This is a genomic window from Streptomyces sp. NPDC046805 (assembly GCF_040645355.1).
In the GTDB taxonomy this organism is placed as follows: Bacteria; Actinomycetota; Actinomycetes; order Streptomycetales; family Streptomycetaceae; genus Streptomyces.
Genome location: NZ_JBEYYC010000018.1, coordinates 145099 through 160350, shown reverse-complemented (window position 1 = coordinate 160350; position 15252 = coordinate 145099). Strand labels below are relative to the sequence as shown.

The following is a 15252-nucleotide window of genomic DNA, read 5'->3' as shown; positions in this document are numbered from 1 at the left end:
TTTTTGTGGCCTTGTTAGCGTGCTTGGTGTGGGTCTAACCTCTGTGGTCCGCGGAAGTCCTTACGGGTGGTTGGGTTTCCACGACCTCACCCACCCCCCCACCGGCCGTTGAGCGGCGCTCAGCCGCTTATGTGCTCGACGCTCAGCCGCCCATCTTGAGCAGCGCCGCGATGATCGGCCCGGCCGTGTCGCCGCCGTGGCCGCCCGCCTGCACGACGCCCGCGCCCGCGAGGTCGCCGCGGAAGGCGGAGAACCAGCCGTTGGGCTTCTTCTGCCCGTCGACCTCCGCCGAGCCGGTCTTGGCGCCGACGTCGTCACCGCTCACGCCCGCCATCGCCTTGGCCGCCGTGCCGTACGCCGCCGTGAACCGCATGACGTCCTTGAGCTCGGCCTGCGTCTTCGGCGACATGGCGCGCGCGGCCTTCGCCAGGGTGCGGTGGTCCACCGAAGGGGACACCAGGTACGGCTGGTGGAAGGTGCCCGCCTCCACCGTCGCCGCCACCGAGGCCATGTTCAGCGGGTTCATGCGCACCCCGCCCTGCCCGATCAGCGAGGCGCCCATCTGCGCGCCGCTCTGCACCGGGACCGAGCCGTCGAAGGTCGGGACGCCGATGGCCCAGTTGTTCATGCCGAGGCCGTAGACCTGCTGGGCCTCCTTCGTCAGGTCGTCGTTGGACAGCTTCGGCGCGAAGTTGATGAAGGCGTTGTTGCAGGAGGCCCCGAAGCTCTGCTTGAACGTGCCCTTCTTGATCTCGGAGTCGGCGTCGTTGTGGAACGTCCAGCCGGCGAGCTTGTACGTCTTGGGGCAGGGGTGGGACGCGTCCGGGGTGGTGAGCTTCTTCTCGAACAGCGTCGTCGCCGTGATGATCTTCATCGTGGAGCCGGGGGCCAGCGAGCCCTGGAGGGCCGTGTTGAAGCCGTGGCTGGTGTTGGCCACCGCGAGGACCTCGCCGGTCGAGGGCCGGATCATGACGACCGAGGCCTTCTTCTGCTTGGCGACCCGCGTCTCGGCGGCCGACTGGAGGGCCGGGTTCAGCGTCGTCTTCACCGTGCCCGGTGTGCCCTGGGTCAGCGTCAGGAGGGTCTTGTCGGACAGCTTCTCCGCCGTCGACTTCTTGCCGCGGATCACCCGCAGCTCGATGCCCGCCCTGCCGCCCGCCGTCTTGCCGTACTTCTCACGCAGCCCGTCCAGTACCGAGCCCAGGGACGGGTACTTGGCAGCGGTCAGCTCGCCGCCGTCGCGGTCGAGCGCCTTGACCGGCGGGGTGCCCGACTCGCCGGTGACCAGGGTGTCGCCGTCGCGCAGATCAGGGTGGACGACCGCGGAGTGCCAGTCGACCAGCGCCTTGCCGTCGGTCGTGCGCCGGACGACGGTGAGCGAACTGGTGTAGGTCAAGGGCTTGGTGACCCCGTCGTCCGTCACCGTGGCCTTGACCGTGAAGGGGACCTTGGTGCCGGTGCGGGTGCCGGGGGTGAGTGTGACGTCCGTTACATGGGCGCCCTTGGTGTAGTCGGTGAGCAGCGCGGTGGCGGCGCCCGAGTCGTTCGTCACAGCCGCGGCCTGCGGGACGCTGCCCTTCTGCCAGGCCGTCAAGAAGTGCGTGGCGGTGGTCCGCACCTCGTCCGCGGTCAGCGGGCGGTGGTGCGCCGCCTTGAGGTCGGCGGCCGCCTGCCGGGCCCGTTCCTCGGGCGAGACGCCGCCGCCGGACAACGCGTAGGCGCCGAACCCGGCGCCGACGGCGACGACGGCGATCGTTCCGCCGATGACGACGGGAGTGGCCTTGCTGCGCCGCTCGGCAGCGATTCTTCTCTTGCCCACGTCCTCAGATCCTCCACGAATTCCCCAGGGTCCCCGTTGCCCTCGTAGCCTCATATCCTCAACGACGCCACCACCCTAGAGTCCCCTGCGGCGGAAGTGACTTCAGCCACCGGTCCGTAGCACGGCTGCGACAATCGGGCCGGCCGCGTCGATGCCGTGGCCGCCGTCCTGGGTCATCGCGGCAGCGGCGACGTCGTCCCGGTAACCGGTGAACCAGCTGTTGGACTTGGTCTGTCCGTCGACCTCCGCCGAGCCGGTCTTCGCGCCGATGCTGCCACTCAACCCGGACATCACACCGGCCGCGGTGCCGCTGACGGCGGTGCGGTTCATCATCGAGCGCAACTGCTGGACGGTACCGGACGACAGACCACGCGCGCGTGCGGGGGCACGGTCGTCGAGACTCAGTGGCACGATCACCGGCTGCCGGAAGGCGCCGGTCATCGCGGTCGCTGTGACCGATGCCATGTCCAGCGGGCTCATCTGGACCTGCCCCTGGCCGATCAGGTCGGCCGCGGTGTCCGGGCCGCCGGCGGCGGGGACCCGGCCGTCGAAGGACGGCACGCCCACCTTCCAGTCCTGGCCGAGGCCGAACCGCTCCTCGGCCTCCCTGGTCAGCGAGTCCACCTTCACCTCGTCGGCGTACTTCACGAACGCCGTGTTGCACGAACGGGCGAAGCTGTCGGCGAGGGTGGCGTGCGGATCCTCACGCATGCCGGCGAGGTTGTGGAAGGTCTGGCTCTGCCACACCGCCTGGTCGGGGCAGGGAGCCGGGCCGCTCATCGTCGTGATCCCGTTGTCGATGAGGGTGGCCGCGCTGAGGATCTTCATCGTGGAGCCGGGGGCCAGTTCGCCGAGGAAGGCCGCGTTGAAGCCGTCCTCACGGTGGTTGGCGACCGCCAGCACCTCACCGGTGCTCGGCTTCACGGCCACCACGGACGACTCGGCGTACTTCCGCACCGCCTGCTCGGCCGCGGCCTGGGCGCTCGCGCTGAGCGTCGTGTGCAGCCGGCCCGGGGTGCCCTTGGAGAGCGTGAGCAGCGGGATGTCGGCGGAGTCGTCCTCATGCCGGATCACCAGCTCCACGCCGGGCTTTCCGCCCGCCTTGTCGCCGTACCGCGTCCGCAGCTGATCCAGGATCGGCCCCAGCGACGGGTACGCCTCCTTCGTCAGCACGGTCCCGCTGCGGTCCACCGCCTCGATCGGCGGGGTCTGCGACTCACCGGTGTAGAGGGTCTCGCCCCGCTCCAGCTGCGGGTGGACGACGGACGGCTGCCAGTCGACGAGTGCCCGGTGCGTGGTCTGCCCGCGTACGACCGTCAACTCGCTCTCGTAGGCGAGCGGCTTGGACTTCCCGTCGTACGACACCGTCGCCTTCACCGTGAACGGCACGGTGGGGCCGCTCGTCGCCGACGGTGTGATCTTCACCTCGGTGATGTGAGCGTCCTTGCCGTACGCGGTCAGCAGTCGCTCGGCGCCCTCGGGGTAGTTGGTGTACGACGCCGCCGTCGAGGCCTGCCCCTTCTCCCAGGCGGCGAAGAACTTCCGTGTGGTCTCCCGCACTTCGGCACTACTGGGCGGCCCGGTCCTCACCACCGCCGACCCGCCGCCCGCCGCCCCCGTTCCCCCGCCGTTCAGCGCGGACACGACGTTGAAGGCCCCGTACCCGGCCCCGCTCACCAACACGACGGCCACACCGCCGACGACGGCGGCCCTGACTCCCCTGCGCATGGCGCGATCCCCCTCCCCGTGACCCCGACCCGCGTCTTGTGAACGCGTTCAAAAGCCGGTGGTGATCGCACTGTAAGCGCGAGGGGAACCGCTGGTACGGAAGTTTCCGATTGTTGTCCGAACGGAGATCAGACCCACGTGTCCAGCCACATCCGCGCCCGCCACGCGTCGATCGGGATCGCCGTGCCGGTGTAGATGGGCCAGAAGCCCCGACCAGCGCGTTTCCCTCTCTCCGGGGCCGGATCAGGCGGCCGCATGAAGGGCTGGGAGATCCTCCGGGACTGCCGCCTCAAAGGCGACGGTGTCCACCACGCCATGCTCGGCATTGCCCGCCTGCACAACCTCGCCCTCACCGGATAGAGCCAGTCGACCCGCGCGGCCGACCATGCCTCCACCAACTCGAAGATCATTTACGGGACAACCTTTAGATGCTGCAGAGGTGGTCAGTCGCGCGGCAGCAGGGTTCCCAGTGGCCCGAGATCCAAGTTGAGGTCCTCTGGCCGCAGCCCGTGCTGGTCGCACAGCTCGGTCATCCGCCGCTCCAGCATCATCAGCGTCACCCCGATCCGCTCAACCTGTTCGTCGTTCAGGTCGCCCTGCTCCACCCGGCGGACCGCCTGCCGTTCCATCAGTTGCCGGAGCAGTTCGACGATGGTCAGCACCAGTGCCAGCAGGTCGCGTCCGACAGTGTCGGGGTCCACGTCGAGTCGAGGGCCCGTCATAGTGGCCCCGAGTCAGCCCAGGGGGCGGGTACCCGCTCGTTCACGGATGACAGGAGGGCGTGGAGCGACAGTCGTACCAGTGGCACGTCTGCGATTGCGATCACCAGGTCCCCGCCGATCACGACGCCGGTGGCGAGGAGCCGGTCCAGCAGATCCACCAGCGGTACGCCGATCGGCCCTTCAAGCGGCTCGGGTTCCCTCCACGGCACGGGGTCAACGATCTCCATGGGCGCCGTCCTCTCCTGCGAAGGAGTAGGGCACCCACGGGCCGGACAGTTCGATCAGTGCTCCGGTGCGCTGCCCCAGCGTGGCTACCGCTTCCGTGAATCGTGCCGTCTGGTCCTCGTCCACCAGGTAGGCGCCGTTGAGGACCTGGGCTTGGCGGCAGTCGCTCAGCTGGGGGTCTTGGAGCCGGAGTCGGCGTGCTGCTACCGACAAGCCTCGCAGTGCCCTGTCCGTCTCCTCGGCGGCTTGCAGCGCGGCGCGCCGGCTTTGCTCCCGTGCCCGGTGTGTGCCTCGCACCCGCTCCAGATAGGCGCGTCCGGCACCCGACACCGGCGGTCCGGCCGGCACGCGAGCCGGGGCGACGGTGGTGCGGTCCGCCTCAGTCGCTGCGGACGCCGAGGACACATACACCTTTACGCCCCACTCGACCCGCCCGCCGACGCGGTCCAGCGCAGCGTGGAAGCGGGCTGCATCAGCGCCCAGCGCCTGCCGGGCGCGCTCCTCGCATCTGTAGAGAGTGGCCAGCGCCATCGGCACAGCCGGCCCGTGAGCGGCAACAGCCGTCACGACCTGGTGGTGGGCACGGACGCATCGCTCCAGCTCACCCGGGTCGGACAACCGCTCGGTCCAGGACCGGCGGTCGGCCTCGGCCGCCGGCACCGCCTGCACAACGGCGTGCAACCGCTCGAACGGCAGCGTCCGCACAGGGGCCGTGGTGATCCCTGGCAACCGCGAGAGGACACCCTCGTCCACGTGACGGCAGATGGCGAAGACATAGGTTGCCGCCATGGCGGGCGGTGCTGCGGGAACGGGACGCGTCATGACACCGGTCGCTCCTCGGCTCGTCCGGCCTGTTCGCTCGGCCGGCTCTTCGTGTTGTCCTCTTTTGCTTCGGGAGCGGCCGTGCCGTCACCGGGCAGCTCACCTTGCGAGGGCCGGGGTGCCGCAAGCTGCTCGCGCAGTCGCCGGTTCTCCTCCACCAGCTCTCGGTGCGCGGCGCGGGAGGAGAGCGCCGGATCGGTCTCCCACCAGTCGATGCCCGCCTTCTTCGCAGTGTCGACGGAAGCGACGAACAGGCGAAGCCGGATGGTGAGCAGCTCGATGTCCAGAAGGTCGATTTTGATGTCGCCGGCGATGACGATGCCCCTGTCCAGCACGCGTTCCAGGATGTCGGCGAGGTTGCTGGCGGAGGGGCCCGGCCGCTGCTCGACCTCTGTCACTGGGCCACCTCCGGGCCGGTTCTCGCTTCCAGCCGATCGAGCAGCCGATCCTCTTCCCGCTCGAAATAGGCCAAGTCGATCTCGCCGTCCTCCAGCGCCTGGTTCAGCACGGCAAGTTGGGCGCGGACCGCTGCCGGATCGTTGACCTCGCGATCGGCGGCTTCAGCAAGCTGGTCGGCGACCCAGACCACGCCTCTCACGGGAGCCAGCGGCGCGCTGAGCAGTGCGGTGAGCAACCCCATGTCAGCCCCCCGTCCGCACCGCAGCTGCCGCCGCGCTCTCGGGCACTGTGAAGCTGTAGCAGGGCAGCGGCCCGGCCACGCGCAGATCGACCCGGTCCTGGTACCTGCAGGACATGCGGTCGACAGCCGCCCGGAACGCCACGATGTCCTGCCGGGCGACAAGGAACGACATGTTTAGGATGGTTCCGGCGACCTGCGGCCCCGTCGAGCGGGCGACTGCCAGCGCCGCCAGTTCCGGCACGATCTCCTGTGCGGCGACAGCCGCGCGGCGCGCCAGGGTGTGGACCACCGCCTCGCCCAAGCGCACGTTCGCCTCATACCCCGGGCGGCGGTGTGCGGCGTCGCGCAGCTGCCGGATCCGAGGCTCCTCGGCGACCAGCGCTGCGAGCGCGCCGGTGGCGGGCAGTGCCTTGACGTTCATCTCCACGCGGCCCGCCAGCCGCTCGAGCGCGCGGAGATTCCGCTCGTGGCCGGCTTCCAGTTGTTCGCGGACCGCATCGGCGTCCGGCGCCAGCATTCCGAAGCGCATCGGCAGCACCGGTCCGTCGATGGCCAGCGTGAGCAGCACTTCCTGGTGGGCCAGCAAATCCCGCCGCCGGGCACGCAGAGGGACCGGTGCGGCACTGACCACGGCTGCGGTCGCGCCCATGGGCTGCAGCTCCAGGGCCGCCGGCGGCGTGCCCACCCCGCGCAGTTCCGCCGGCATGGGGTGGTCGCAGGCCACGACGCCATAGAGGTAGGGCCCAGCCGCGGTCATTGCTCACTCTCCCGCCTGCGGCGCCCCGCTCCGGACTTCCCCGGGGCTGGGCGGCGCGTCGGTCTCGCCTCGGGCTCCCTCTCCTCCGCGCCTTCGTCGCCTTCGTCGCCTTCTTCGGCACCGCCGACGACGTCGCGAAGCTTCTCGCCCACCGACTCGATGGTCTTCTTGACCTTGCGTTTGCCCAGGCTCTTGGCCGCCGTCCCGCTGAACATCTCGGGGATGGTGGTGCTGCGCGAGGTCGCCTCCAGGTCGAGCCGGTTGCACGCTTCGGCGAACTTCAGGTACGTGTCCACGCTGGCGACCACGATGCGCGCGTCTATCTTCAGGATCTCGATGCCGACCAGGGAGACCCGGACGAAGACATCGATGACCATGCCGCGGTCCAGGATGAGTTCGAGTGTGTCGTACAGCGTCCCGGCGCGTGGTGCGTACACGACCTCGCTGCTGGAGTAGGTGGTGGTCGTGGCCATGGTCACGTGATCCTCTCGGGAGGCTTCTGGTGGGCGCCAGTAGGCCCGTCAGTGGTTGGCGCTGCCTCTGTGGTAGCGGCAGACCCTGCGGTACTCGGCAGGCTGGCCGGATTCATCGAGTTCCACCTCATACGTGGCGAGCAGGCTGGTCGTGTCGGGGATGCGAGGCACTTCCAACACGTCGACGGCAACGCACCAACCGTCCTCGGTGTGCCGCACGGCGCACACGCTCTCGATGCGGTGGATGATGAAGCTCTGGAGCCAGTCGCAGGCGGTGCGGGCGGCCTTCTCAGGTCCGACCTGTGTGACCGCTTTCCGACCGTGCCCTGAGGTATCGCGGGCATGCGCGCCCTTGGAGGGTGTACTGGTACGGGCGCGGGGTTTCTCTGGCATGACGCCAGCGTCACCGGGGCGGCCCCTGTACGCATCTTCACGGCGGCCGATCCGGCGATGGCTGTGGGAACGCGCCCACGGTTCGGGGCGTTCTCACCGTTCCGGTGGACTACCGGCAAGCACATCCTGGAGGCGCTCGTGCACCGTCTCCCGCTCGGTCATGGGCTGGGGAAACCGTGCCGGGTGGTCACCTGCGACGGCCGACCGGTGCCGAAACCTTCCTCCGCGACGGTCGCGGTGCTGGGGCGGAAGCAGGTGTTCCGTCGCTTCGGTCATGCCGACGATGGGCCTCGCCGACGAGCAGCCAACCCGGCAGTGACAGGTAGCTGCTGGAAGTCCGTGGTGCGAAAGCGCACGGCAGCAGGCGCACGCGCGGTGCCATCACGGGGAACGAGACCCCGGAGCGCATCACCTCGACCGTGCAGCGCATTGTTCGGAGTAGCGCCGTGAAGCGGCAGGTGAAGGCGTGGCACGACAACCGGTGCCAGGCCTGTGACGCGGATCGACGTCCCCGGCGGTAGCTACAGCGAAGGCGCTCACATTCGAGCCCTCGGATCCCCTCATAACGGCCCGGACGCCACCGACAATGTCCTTTGCTTGTGCCCGAACTGCCATGTGATGCTCGACGCCGGCGCCATGGTTATCGAAGATGACCTCACGGTGATGCGCGGCGGCCAGCCTGTCGGCACCCTGAGGACCGACCCGCGGCACACGATCGACCTGGAGTGCGTCCGCCACCACCGCGATCGATGGCGTCAGTAGACCATCGTCGCGCGTCGCGCCCAAGCGCGGCGGGCACGATTTGACTTTGTTTCCCCCAGGGGTTCCCCAGGATCGAGTCCGCAGCGGAAAGTCGCAGGTCGCAGGGCGTGAGCTGAGCCCGCTGTAAATCTGCCACCCAGATCAGGAGCCTGGCGCTCCCCGGCGTTAAGTGTGGCGAACCCTGGCGAACAGTGGCGTCCGGTCGTGCGGGGCCGTGGCGCGCCGGTAAGTTGCCGTAGGTCCGGTGACGTCTCTCCTGGAACGCCTGCCAGTAGAGGGCAGGTCCCAACACCGTTGGGAAGGTAGAGAGATGGGAGATCGGACGAGATGGAGCGATCGACGACGCGGAAAAGGCGCCGCAGGCAACGCCGGCGGTCTGACTGGGTGCAGTTAGCGGCCCTGTTCCTCACGGCGGTCACTGCCATTGCGGGATGCGTCGAACACTTCTTGTGAGGCGTGAAGGGTGAGCCGGACGGCTGGTCAGGGCGAGTGAGCCCGACCGCTGCGTATTCGGCCGGGCGCACCCTGGCCCCGCGCGTCGGCCTGACTTCGGGAGGCACCCCGAAGTCAGGCCTTATGCATATGCGGGGAGACCGTAGCGCCGGGCGACTGTCTCGCTTGGCGTCACCAGATGAGATAACCGCAGTCAGCGGTATTGCTCAAGCATGCGTGCGCGGCCCCAAAATAATATGCCCCACTTTGGGTGGCGAAACCGGGGGTTGCGGGTGGGGTGGCGTTTTGGGTGGCGAATCAGGAAGCGCAGGTCACGGGCGTGCGGGGGTGGCGAAACCTGGCGTATGCGCGGGGGCTCCCGATGCCGGTGAGTAGGCCTTGGGCCGTGGCGGTGTACTGGCAAGTGTCACGTTGCCTCGTCACGGTTCCGGCGGAGAAGCAAGAGGTCACCTCACCATCGCCACGGGCGCTGATCGTCTTTGCTGGGCCGCCTCCGGGCCGTCCGAAGGGAACCGGCGACGGCCAGGGAGGACCAACAACGACCACGACGGCATGGCTGTCTGTCGGGCCGTTCGTGGCGCATCTATCCAGTTAGACCCACGTATCCAGCCACATCCGCGCCCGCCACGCGTCGATCGGGATCGCGGTGCCGGTGTAGATGGGCCAGAAGTAGATGAAGTTCCAGGCGATCAACAGCACCAGGACGCCCGCGCCCGCCGCGCCGATCACGCGCCGGGTGTCACGGGAGCCGGGCGGCCCGATGATCGCGCCGATCAGCATCGCCACCGCCAGGCAGAGGAACGGCACGAAGACGACGGCGTAGAAGAGGAAGATCGTGCGGTGCTGGTAGAGGAACCAGGGCAGATAGCCGGCCGCGATGCCGCAGGCGATGGCGCCCGCGCGCCAGTCGCGGCGGAACGCCCAGCGCCACAGGACGTACAGGATCGCGAAGCAGCCCACCCACCACAGCATCGGCGTGCCGAGGGCGAGGACCTCCCGGGCGCACTTCTGGCCCGCGTTCATCGGGCAACCGGCGGCGCCGGGGGACGGCGACTCGTAGAAGTACGACACCGGGCGGCCCAGCACGATCCAGCTCCACGGGTTGGACTGGTACGTGTGCGGTGAGGACAGCCCGACGTGGAACTGGTACACCTCGTGCTCGTAGTGCCACAGGCTGCGCAGCCAGTCGGGCAGGAACGTCCAGGAGCCGCCCTTGCCGTCGGTCGCCGCCCAGGTGCGGAAGTAGCCGCCGGAGCCGTCGGTCGGGGACAGGATCCAGCCGAGCCAGGACAGCACGTACACGGCGATCGCCACCGGGACCATGGCCGCGGCGAAGAGCGCGTCCCTGATGCTCGCGGTGTACGGGTGCAGGGCGCCGGCCACCTTGCGGGCGCCGACGTCCCAGAGGATCGCCATCACACAGAACGCGGCCAGGATGTACAGGCCGTTCCACTTGGTGCCGATGGCGAGGCCGAGCAGCAGTCCGGCCGCCCAGCGCCAGGGCCGCCAGCCGAGGAAGAGGCGGTCGGCGGTGTCCGCGTCCGGGCGGACCCGGCCGTCCGCGTCGGTGGGCAGCGCGGCGGCGAGCCTCGCCCGCGCCCTGTCCCGGTCGACGAGCAGGCAGCCGAAGGCCGCGACGACGAAGAACATCAGTACGCCGTCGAGCAGCGAGGTGCGGCTCATCACGAAGTGCAGCCCGTCCAGCGCCATCAGCGCCCCGGCCAGACAGCCGAGGAACGTGGACCGAAGCAGCCGGCGCCCGATGCGGCACAGCAGCAGCACGCTGAGCGTGCCGAGCAGCGCCGTCATGAAGCGCCAGCCGAAGGGGTCGAACCCGAAGATCAGCTCGCCGATGCCGATGACGTACTTGCCGACCGGCGGGTGCACGACGTACGCCGCGTCCGTGGGGATGGGCAGGTGGCCGTGCGTCTGCAGGACCAGGTCGTTGGCGTTCTTGTCCCAGTTGACCTCGAAGCCGCGGTGGACGAGCGCCCAGGCGTCCTTGGCGTAGTACGTCTCGTCGAATATCACCGCCCTCGGGCTGCCGAGGTTCCAGAACCGCATCACGCCCGCCATCAGCGTCACCAGCAGCGGGCCGACCCAGCCGGACCAGCGGGTGAGGCGCTCGGCCAGGGCCGGCGGCACCCCCAGGGCCAGCCACAGGCGCGGACTGGGCTCGGTGTACGGCGGCACGAGGCGGTCGACGACGCCGCCGGCGTCACGGCCGGTGTCGTCGCCTTCGCCTCTGGGTCCTGCCGTGCCCGGGGTGTCCGCCGTGTAGCCGAAGCGGCGCAGCCGCTGCTGCCACGACGGCCTCAGGTCGTCCGGGGCCTGGCCCTGCCGGGTGTCCATGGAGGACGCGGTACTGGTCACCGCGCCATCGTAGGGAACCGTTCTGTGTGAGTCCCGTGCATGGCCGGTAGCCGCCGTGATCCGTCCGGTCCGGGCGCCCGGAGCGGCCCGGGCCTCACGCGGCGGAGGGCGTCGGCCGTGGCGGAGGGCTCCCGCCGCGGCTGCGAGGATGGAGGCGTGACTGGAACCCTTGTTTTGGCGGGCACCCCCATCGGCGACACCGCGGACGCGCCGCCCCGGCTCGCCGAGGAGCTGGCTAGCGCCGACATCGTGGCCGCCGAGGACACGCGACGGCTGCGGCGGCTGACGCAGGCGCTGGGCGTCATGCCCAAGGGGCGCGTGGTGTCGTACTTCGAGGGCAACGAGTCCGCCCGCACGCCCGAGCTCGTCGAGGAGCTCCTCGGCGGGGCGCGCGTGCTGCTGGTGACCGACGCGGGGATGCCGTCGGTGTCGGACCCCGGGTACCGGCTGGTCGCCGCGGCCGTCGAGAAGGAGATCCGCGTCACCGCAGTCCCCGGCCCCTCCGCCGTGCTCACCGCCCTCGCGCTGTCCGGGCTGCCCGTCGACCGGTTCTGCTTCGAGGGGTTCCTGCCGCGCAAGGCGGGCGAGCGGCTGTCCCGGCTGCGGGAGGTCGCCGGGGAGCGGCGCACGCTCGTCTACTTCGAGGCCCCGCACCGCCTGGACGACACGCTCGCCGCGATGGCCGAGGTGTTCGGCGCGGAGCGGCGGGCCGCCGTGTGCCGGGAGCTGACCAAGACGTACGAGGAGGTACGGCGCGGTCCGCTCGCCGAGCTGGCCGAGTGGGCGGCCGAAGGCGTACGGGGCGAGATCACGATCGTCGTCGAGGGCGCCCCCGAACCCGGCCCCGAGGAGCTCGACGCCGAGGAACTCGTGCGCCGGGTCCGGGTGCGCGAGGAGGCCGGGGAGCGGCGCAAGGAGGCGATCGCGGCGGTGGCGGTCGAGGCCGGCCTGCCGAAGCGCGAGGTGTTCGACGCGGTCGTGGCGGCCAAACGCTCCGCTCCGTGAGCCGGTTCCCGGGAGCGCAGTTGTGGCGCGTGCCCCGGTGCGCGCCCCATGGGAGGGCAAACGCGGTGAAGCGGTAGGCAAAGCCCAGCACCCGCGTCCGGGCCGGTACGGCAAGCGGAGTCCAAATCGCCTCCAATACTCGACAGGCCTGCTGCGCCGGCTCCGGCGGAGGCGTCCACTGGTCGAAGGGACGCACCCGTCCCTCGCCCCTAGGGGGGTGCTTGTCCGGCGGACAAGAGGAGCAGCTGGCATGAGTGAGATCACAGGGCGGACCGGTCTGCGGGGCGCCGCGACAGCCGTCGTTCACGAGTCGTACTCCTTCGCGTGCATGCGCTGCGGGCACGGCTGGGAGCAGTCGTTCGAGATAGAGCACCACATCGACGCCGACGGCGGCGAATTCGTCATGTACGTGGCCGACGGCCGGGTCGTACCGTCCCCGCTGAGCCGTCCCACGTGCCACAACTGCGACGGCCACGTCGTACGGATCATGCGGCCGGGGCAGGTCTCGTCGGTGCGCGGCGCGGCGCCGCGGCCGCATGAGGCCCGGGAGGCCACCGAGACCTCCGACACATCCGAGGCGTCCGAGGGGGGCGAGACGTCCGCTCGGGCCGAGAAGCACCACCACCACTGGCATCTGTCCGATCTCCTCCATCCCTTCCAGCACAAGGCGAGCTGACGCGGGACCGGTTTCGTGCGACCGGGGTTTCGTAGGATCGGGCCATGCCTTCGCAAGCCGACAAGAACGCGGCACCGCCGCTCCCGGAGCCCCTCCGGGTGCCGGTCGCCGACTCCCACACCCACCTCGACATGCAGTCCGGCACGGTCGAGGAGGGCCTCGCCAAGGCCGCCTCGGTGGGAGTGACGACGGTCGTCCAGGTCGGCTGCGACATCAAGGGTTCGCGGTGGGCCGCCGAGACCGCGGCGGCGTACGACGCCGTCCACGCGACCGTCGCCCTGCACCCCAACGAGGCCCCGCGCATCGTCCACGGCGACCCCGACGGCTGGTCCCGGCAGGGCGCCCGCGTGCCGGGCGGGGACGCCGCGCTGGACGAGGCGCTCGCCGAGATCGACCGGCTGGCCGGGCTGCCCCAGGTGAAGGGCGTCGGCGAGACCGGCCTCGACCACTTCCGCACCGGGCCCGAGGGCAAGGCGGCGCAGGAGAAGTCCTTCCGCGCCCACATCGAGATCGCCAAGCGGCACGGCAAGGCCCTGGTCATCCACGACCGCGACGCCCACGCCGACGTGCTGCGCGTCCTCGAGGAGGAGGGCGCCCCCGAGCGCACCGTCTTCCACTGCTACTCGGGCGACGCGGAGATGGCCCGGGTGTGCGCCCGCGAGGGCTACTACATGTCCTTCGCCGGGAACGTCACCTTCAAGAACGCACAGAACCTGCGCGACGCCCTCGCCGTGGCCCCGCTGGAGCTGGTCCTGGTGGAGACCGACGCGCCCTTCCTGACCCCGGCGCCCTACCGCGGGCGCCCCAACGCGCCGTATCTCGTCCCCGTCACGGTGCGCGCGATGGCCGCCGTACGCGGGATCGACGAGGTCACGCTCGCGACGGCCCTGGGGGAGAACACGGCCCGCGCCTTCGATTACTGACGGGATCGATTACGGACCGTATCGACGCGCCGGAAAACGACGGGTCGACGTACGGTTCGCGCAACCGTGCGTGGTCGTGTTGCTTTGGAGAGTGACAGACGCTCGGCTAGGTTCTGGGGGCCCGATCCGGACCCCTGTGGACCCCTGGAGCGTGTCGGCGTGAGCAAGTCGCAGTACGAGACGGACGAGACGTGCAGGGACACGTACCGGACCGCCTACGAGGTGCGGGCCGACCGTGTGTCCGAGCCGGTGCCGGTGACCGTGCCGATACTTCCGCGTCAGACCGGTTCCGTGCAGGAGAAGGGGGCGGAGGCGGAGGCCGGCAGGCGCGCCGGGGCGGGGCGGCGTGCCGCGCGTCGGCGCAGGGCGCGCTCCGTCTTCGAGCGTCCCGAGGCCGTCGTGCGCCGTCTGCTGCCGCGGGCGCTGATCGTCGCGTTCCTCGCCGGCGGCACCACCGCCTTCGTCGCCGAGGACAAGGCGATCGAGCTGACCGTCGACGGGAAGCCGCGCACGCTGCACACCTTCGCCGACGACGTGACCGAGCTGCTCACCGAGGAGGGCGTGGCGGTGGGGCCCCACGACGTGGTGGCGCCCGCCCCGGGTACGGCCCTCGCCAGCGGCGACGAGGTCGCCGTGCGCTACGGACGTCCCATGCGGCTCACCCTCGACGGCCGGCAGCGCGAGGTGTGGACGACGGCACACACGGTGGACGAGGCGCTCGCGCAGCTGGGGGTGCGCGCGGAAGGCGCGTACATGTCGGTCTCCCGTTCCCGGCCCATCGGGCGCGCCGGTCTCGCGCTCGACGTACGCACCGAGCGTGCCGTCACGGTGATGGCGGACGGACGCGCGCGCGTCATCCGCACCAACGCGGCGACCGTCCGCGAGGCGATCGAGGAGGCCGGGATCACCCTGCACGGCCAGGACACCACCTCTGTGCCGCCCGGCAGCTTCCCCCGGGACGGGCAGACGGTGACCGTGCTGCGGGTGACCGGCACCCGGGAGGTCCGCGAGGAGGCGATCCCGTTCCGGGTGCGGCGCACGTACGACCCCACGCTGTTCAAGGGCACGGAGGTCGTCGAACAGGCCGGACAGCCCGGGGTGCGCCGGGTCACCTACCTCCTGCGGACCGTCAACGGGGTCGGCCAGCGACCGCGCCGGGAGCGGGGCGACGTGATGCGAGAGCCGCGCACGCAGGTCGTGAGGATCGGCACGCAGTCCCCGCCGGCCTCCGTGGACGCCGCCGGCGGCCTGGACTGGCGGGGCCTGGCGGCCTGCGAGTCCGGCGGCCGGGCGGGCGCCGTGGACCCCTCGGGCACCTACGGCGGCCTCTACCAGTTCGACACGGACACCTGGCAGAGCCTCGGTGGCGCGGGACGCCCGCAGGACGCATCGGCATCGGAACAGACGTACCGGGCGAAGAGGCTGTACCTGCGGCGCGGGACGAGCGCCTGGCCGCACTGCGGGGCGCGCCTGCAGTGAGG

The 15252-nt window shown here is 70.5% G+C and carries 16 protein-coding genes and 2 pseudogenes; 7 read left to right on the top strand and 11 right to left on the bottom strand.

Going from position 1 to position 15252, the window contains the following annotated elements:
* Positions 1–142: 142 nt before the first annotated feature.
* Both ABZ910_RS21080 and ABZ910_RS21075 read right to left on the bottom strand, forming a co-directional pair.
* The gene (locus ABZ910_RS21080; protein WP_361367065.1) at positions 143–1819 is read right to left on the bottom strand and encodes a penicillin-binding transpeptidase domain-containing protein; all 1677 of its coding nucleotides are present in this window, start codon (positions 1817–1819) and stop codon (positions 143–145) included.
* A 102-nt stretch (positions 1820–1921) separates the two neighbouring features.
* Entirely contained in the window at positions 1922–3547 is a 1626-nt protein-coding gene (locus ABZ910_RS21075) for a penicillin-binding transpeptidase domain-containing protein (protein ID WP_361367063.1), read from the bottom strand.
* Between the two features lie 252 nt (positions 3548–3799).
* Here ABZ910_RS21075 and ABZ910_RS21070 point away from each other — a divergent pair.
* A pseudogene (locus ABZ910_RS21070) lies at positions 3800–3907 on the top strand (IS5/IS1182 family transposase); the annotation flags it as partial.
* Positions 3908–3990: 83 nt separating this feature from the next.
* Here ABZ910_RS21070 and ABZ910_RS21065 read toward each other — a convergent pair.
* From ABZ910_RS21065 to ABZ910_RS21030, 8 genes are read right to left on the bottom strand one after another with little or no spacing between them, the layout of a single operon-like run.
* Positions 3991–4269 (bottom strand): gas vesicle protein K, encoded by a 279-nt coding sequence (locus ABZ910_RS21065; RefSeq protein WP_361367060.1) that lies wholly within the window; start codon positions 4267–4269, stop codon positions 3991–3993.
* Positions 4266–4496, bottom strand: coding sequence for a gas vesicle protein (locus ABZ910_RS21060; RefSeq protein ID WP_361367057.1), 231 nt, complete (start codon positions 4494–4496; stop codon positions 4266–4268). The genes ABZ910_RS21065 and ABZ910_RS21060 overlap by 4 nt, the downstream gene beginning before the upstream one ends.
* On the bottom strand, positions 4483–5316 hold the full coding sequence (locus ABZ910_RS21055) for a GvpL/GvpF family gas vesicle protein (protein ID WP_361367054.1): 834 nt from the start codon (positions 5314–5316) through the stop codon (positions 4483–4485). The genes ABZ910_RS21060 and ABZ910_RS21055 overlap by 14 nt, the downstream gene beginning before the upstream one ends.
* Positions 5313–5714 (bottom strand): gas vesicle protein, encoded by a 402-nt coding sequence (locus ABZ910_RS21050; RefSeq protein WP_361367051.1) that lies wholly within the window; start codon positions 5712–5714, stop codon positions 5313–5315. Before ABZ910_RS21050 ends, ABZ910_RS21055 begins: the two co-directional genes overlap by 4 nt.
* Positions 5711–5956: a gas vesicle protein GvpG gene (locus tag ABZ910_RS21045; RefSeq protein WP_361367049.1), complete on the bottom strand. Its 246-nt coding sequence runs from the start codon at positions 5954–5956 to the stop codon at positions 5711–5713. The genes ABZ910_RS21050 and ABZ910_RS21045 overlap by 4 nt, the downstream gene beginning before the upstream one ends.
* 1 nt (position 5957) lies before the next feature.
* Positions 5958–6713 carry a GvpL/GvpF family gas vesicle protein gene (locus ABZ910_RS21040; RefSeq protein ID WP_361367047.1) on the bottom strand — a complete coding sequence of 252 codons (756 nt, stop codon included), beginning with the start codon at positions 6711–6713 and terminating at the stop codon, positions 5958–5960.
* Entirely contained in the window at positions 6710–7186 is a 477-nt protein-coding gene (gvpJ, locus tag ABZ910_RS21035) for a gas vesicle protein GvpJ (RefSeq protein WP_361367044.1), read from the bottom strand. Before gvpJ ends, ABZ910_RS21040 begins: the two co-directional genes overlap by 4 nt.
* A gap of 48 nt (positions 7187–7234) precedes the next feature.
* Positions 7235–7579: a gas vesicle protein gene (locus tag ABZ910_RS21030; RefSeq protein WP_361367041.1), complete on the bottom strand. Its 345-nt coding sequence runs from the start codon at positions 7577–7579 to the stop codon at positions 7235–7237.
* A gap of 492 nt (positions 7580–8071) precedes the next feature.
* Between ABZ910_RS21030 and ABZ910_RS21025 the strand changes: the two are divergent.
* Both ABZ910_RS21025 and ABZ910_RS21020 read left to right on the top strand, forming a co-directional pair.
* Positions 8072–8167 (top strand): annotated as a pseudogene (locus ABZ910_RS21025) (hypothetical protein); the annotation flags it as partial.
* A gap of 48 nt (positions 8168–8215) precedes the next feature.
* Positions 8216–8341 (top strand): hypothetical protein, encoded by a 126-nt coding sequence (locus ABZ910_RS21020; protein ID WP_361367087.1) that lies wholly within the window; start codon positions 8216–8218, stop codon positions 8339–8341.
* A 1044-nt stretch (positions 8342–9385) separates the two neighbouring features.
* On the opposite strand, the gene ABZ910_RS21015 is transcribed toward ABZ910_RS21020, so the two are convergent.
* The gene (locus tag ABZ910_RS21015; protein WP_361367038.1) at positions 9386–11167 is read right to left on the bottom strand and encodes a phospholipid carrier-dependent glycosyltransferase; all 1782 of its coding nucleotides are present in this window, start codon (positions 11165–11167) and stop codon (positions 9386–9388) included.
* A gap of 156 nt (positions 11168–11323) precedes the next feature.
* On the opposite strand from ABZ910_RS21015, the gene rsmI reads away from it, so the two are divergent.
* The 4 genes from rsmI to ABZ910_RS20995 all read left to right on the top strand — a co-directional run bounded on the left by rsmI (position 11324) and on the right by ABZ910_RS20995 (position 15250).
* On the top strand, positions 11324–12172 hold the full coding sequence (gene rsmI / locus ABZ910_RS21010; protein ID WP_361367036.1) for a 16S rRNA (cytidine(1402)-2'-O)-methyltransferase: 849 nt from the start codon (positions 11324–11326) through the stop codon (positions 12170–12172).
* Between the two features lie 250 nt (positions 12173–12422).
* Positions 12423–12848: a hypothetical protein gene (locus tag ABZ910_RS21005; RefSeq protein ID WP_361367033.1), complete on the top strand. Its 426-nt coding sequence runs from the start codon at positions 12423–12425 to the stop codon at positions 12846–12848.
* Between the two features lie 44 nt (positions 12849–12892).
* On the top strand, positions 12893–13771 hold the full coding sequence (locus ABZ910_RS21000) for a TatD family hydrolase (protein WP_361367029.1): 879 nt from the start codon (positions 12893–12895) through the stop codon (positions 13769–13771).
* 159 nt (positions 13772–13930) lie between these two features.
* Entirely contained in the window at positions 13931–15250 is a 1320-nt protein-coding gene (locus tag ABZ910_RS20995; protein WP_361367026.1) for a ubiquitin-like domain-containing protein, read from the top strand.
* Positions 15251–15252: the final 2 nt, after the last annotated feature.

Excerpts from the sequence above, each read along its gene's own strand:
- ABZ910_RS21075 (WP_361367063.1), bottom strand. The coding sequence starts at position 3,547 with ATGCGCAGGGGAGTCAGGGCCGCCGTCGTCGGCGGTGTGGCCGTCGTG.
- ABZ910_RS21065 (WP_361367060.1), bottom strand. The coding sequence starts at position 4,269 with ATGACGGGCCCTCGACTCGACGTGGACCCCGACACTGTCGGACGCGAC.
- ABZ910_RS21060 (WP_361367057.1), bottom strand. The coding sequence starts at position 4,496 with ATGGAGATCGTTGACCCCGTGCCGTGGAGGGAACCCGAGCCGCTTGAA.
- ABZ910_RS21055 (WP_361367054.1), bottom strand. The coding sequence starts at position 5,316 with ATGACGCGTCCCGTTCCCGCAGCACCGCCCGCCATGGCGGCAACCTAT.
- ABZ910_RS21045 (WP_361367049.1), bottom strand. The coding sequence starts at position 5,956 with ATGGGGTTGCTCACCGCACTGCTCAGCGCGCCGCTGGCTCCCGTGAGA.
- ABZ910_RS21040 (WP_361367047.1), bottom strand. The coding sequence starts at position 6,713 with ATGACCGCGGCTGGGCCCTACCTCTATGGCGTCGTGGCCTGCGACCAC.
- gvpJ (WP_361367044.1), bottom strand. The coding sequence starts at position 7,186 with ATGGCCACGACCACCACCTACTCCAGCAGCGAGGTCGTGTACGCACCA.
- ABZ910_RS21030 (WP_361367041.1), bottom strand. The coding sequence starts at position 7,579 with ATGCCAGAGAAACCCCGCGCCCGTACCAGTACACCCTCCAAGGGCGCG.
- ABZ910_RS21020 (WP_361367087.1), top strand. The coding sequence starts at position 8,216 with ATGGTTATCGAAGATGACCTCACGGTGATGCGCGGCGGCCAGCCTGTC.
- ABZ910_RS21005 (WP_361367033.1), top strand. The coding sequence starts at position 12,423 with ATGAGTGAGATCACAGGGCGGACCGGTCTGCGGGGCGCCGCGACAGCC.
- ABZ910_RS21000 (WP_361367029.1), top strand. The coding sequence starts at position 12,893 with ATGCCTTCGCAAGCCGACAAGAACGCGGCACCGCCGCTCCCGGAGCCC.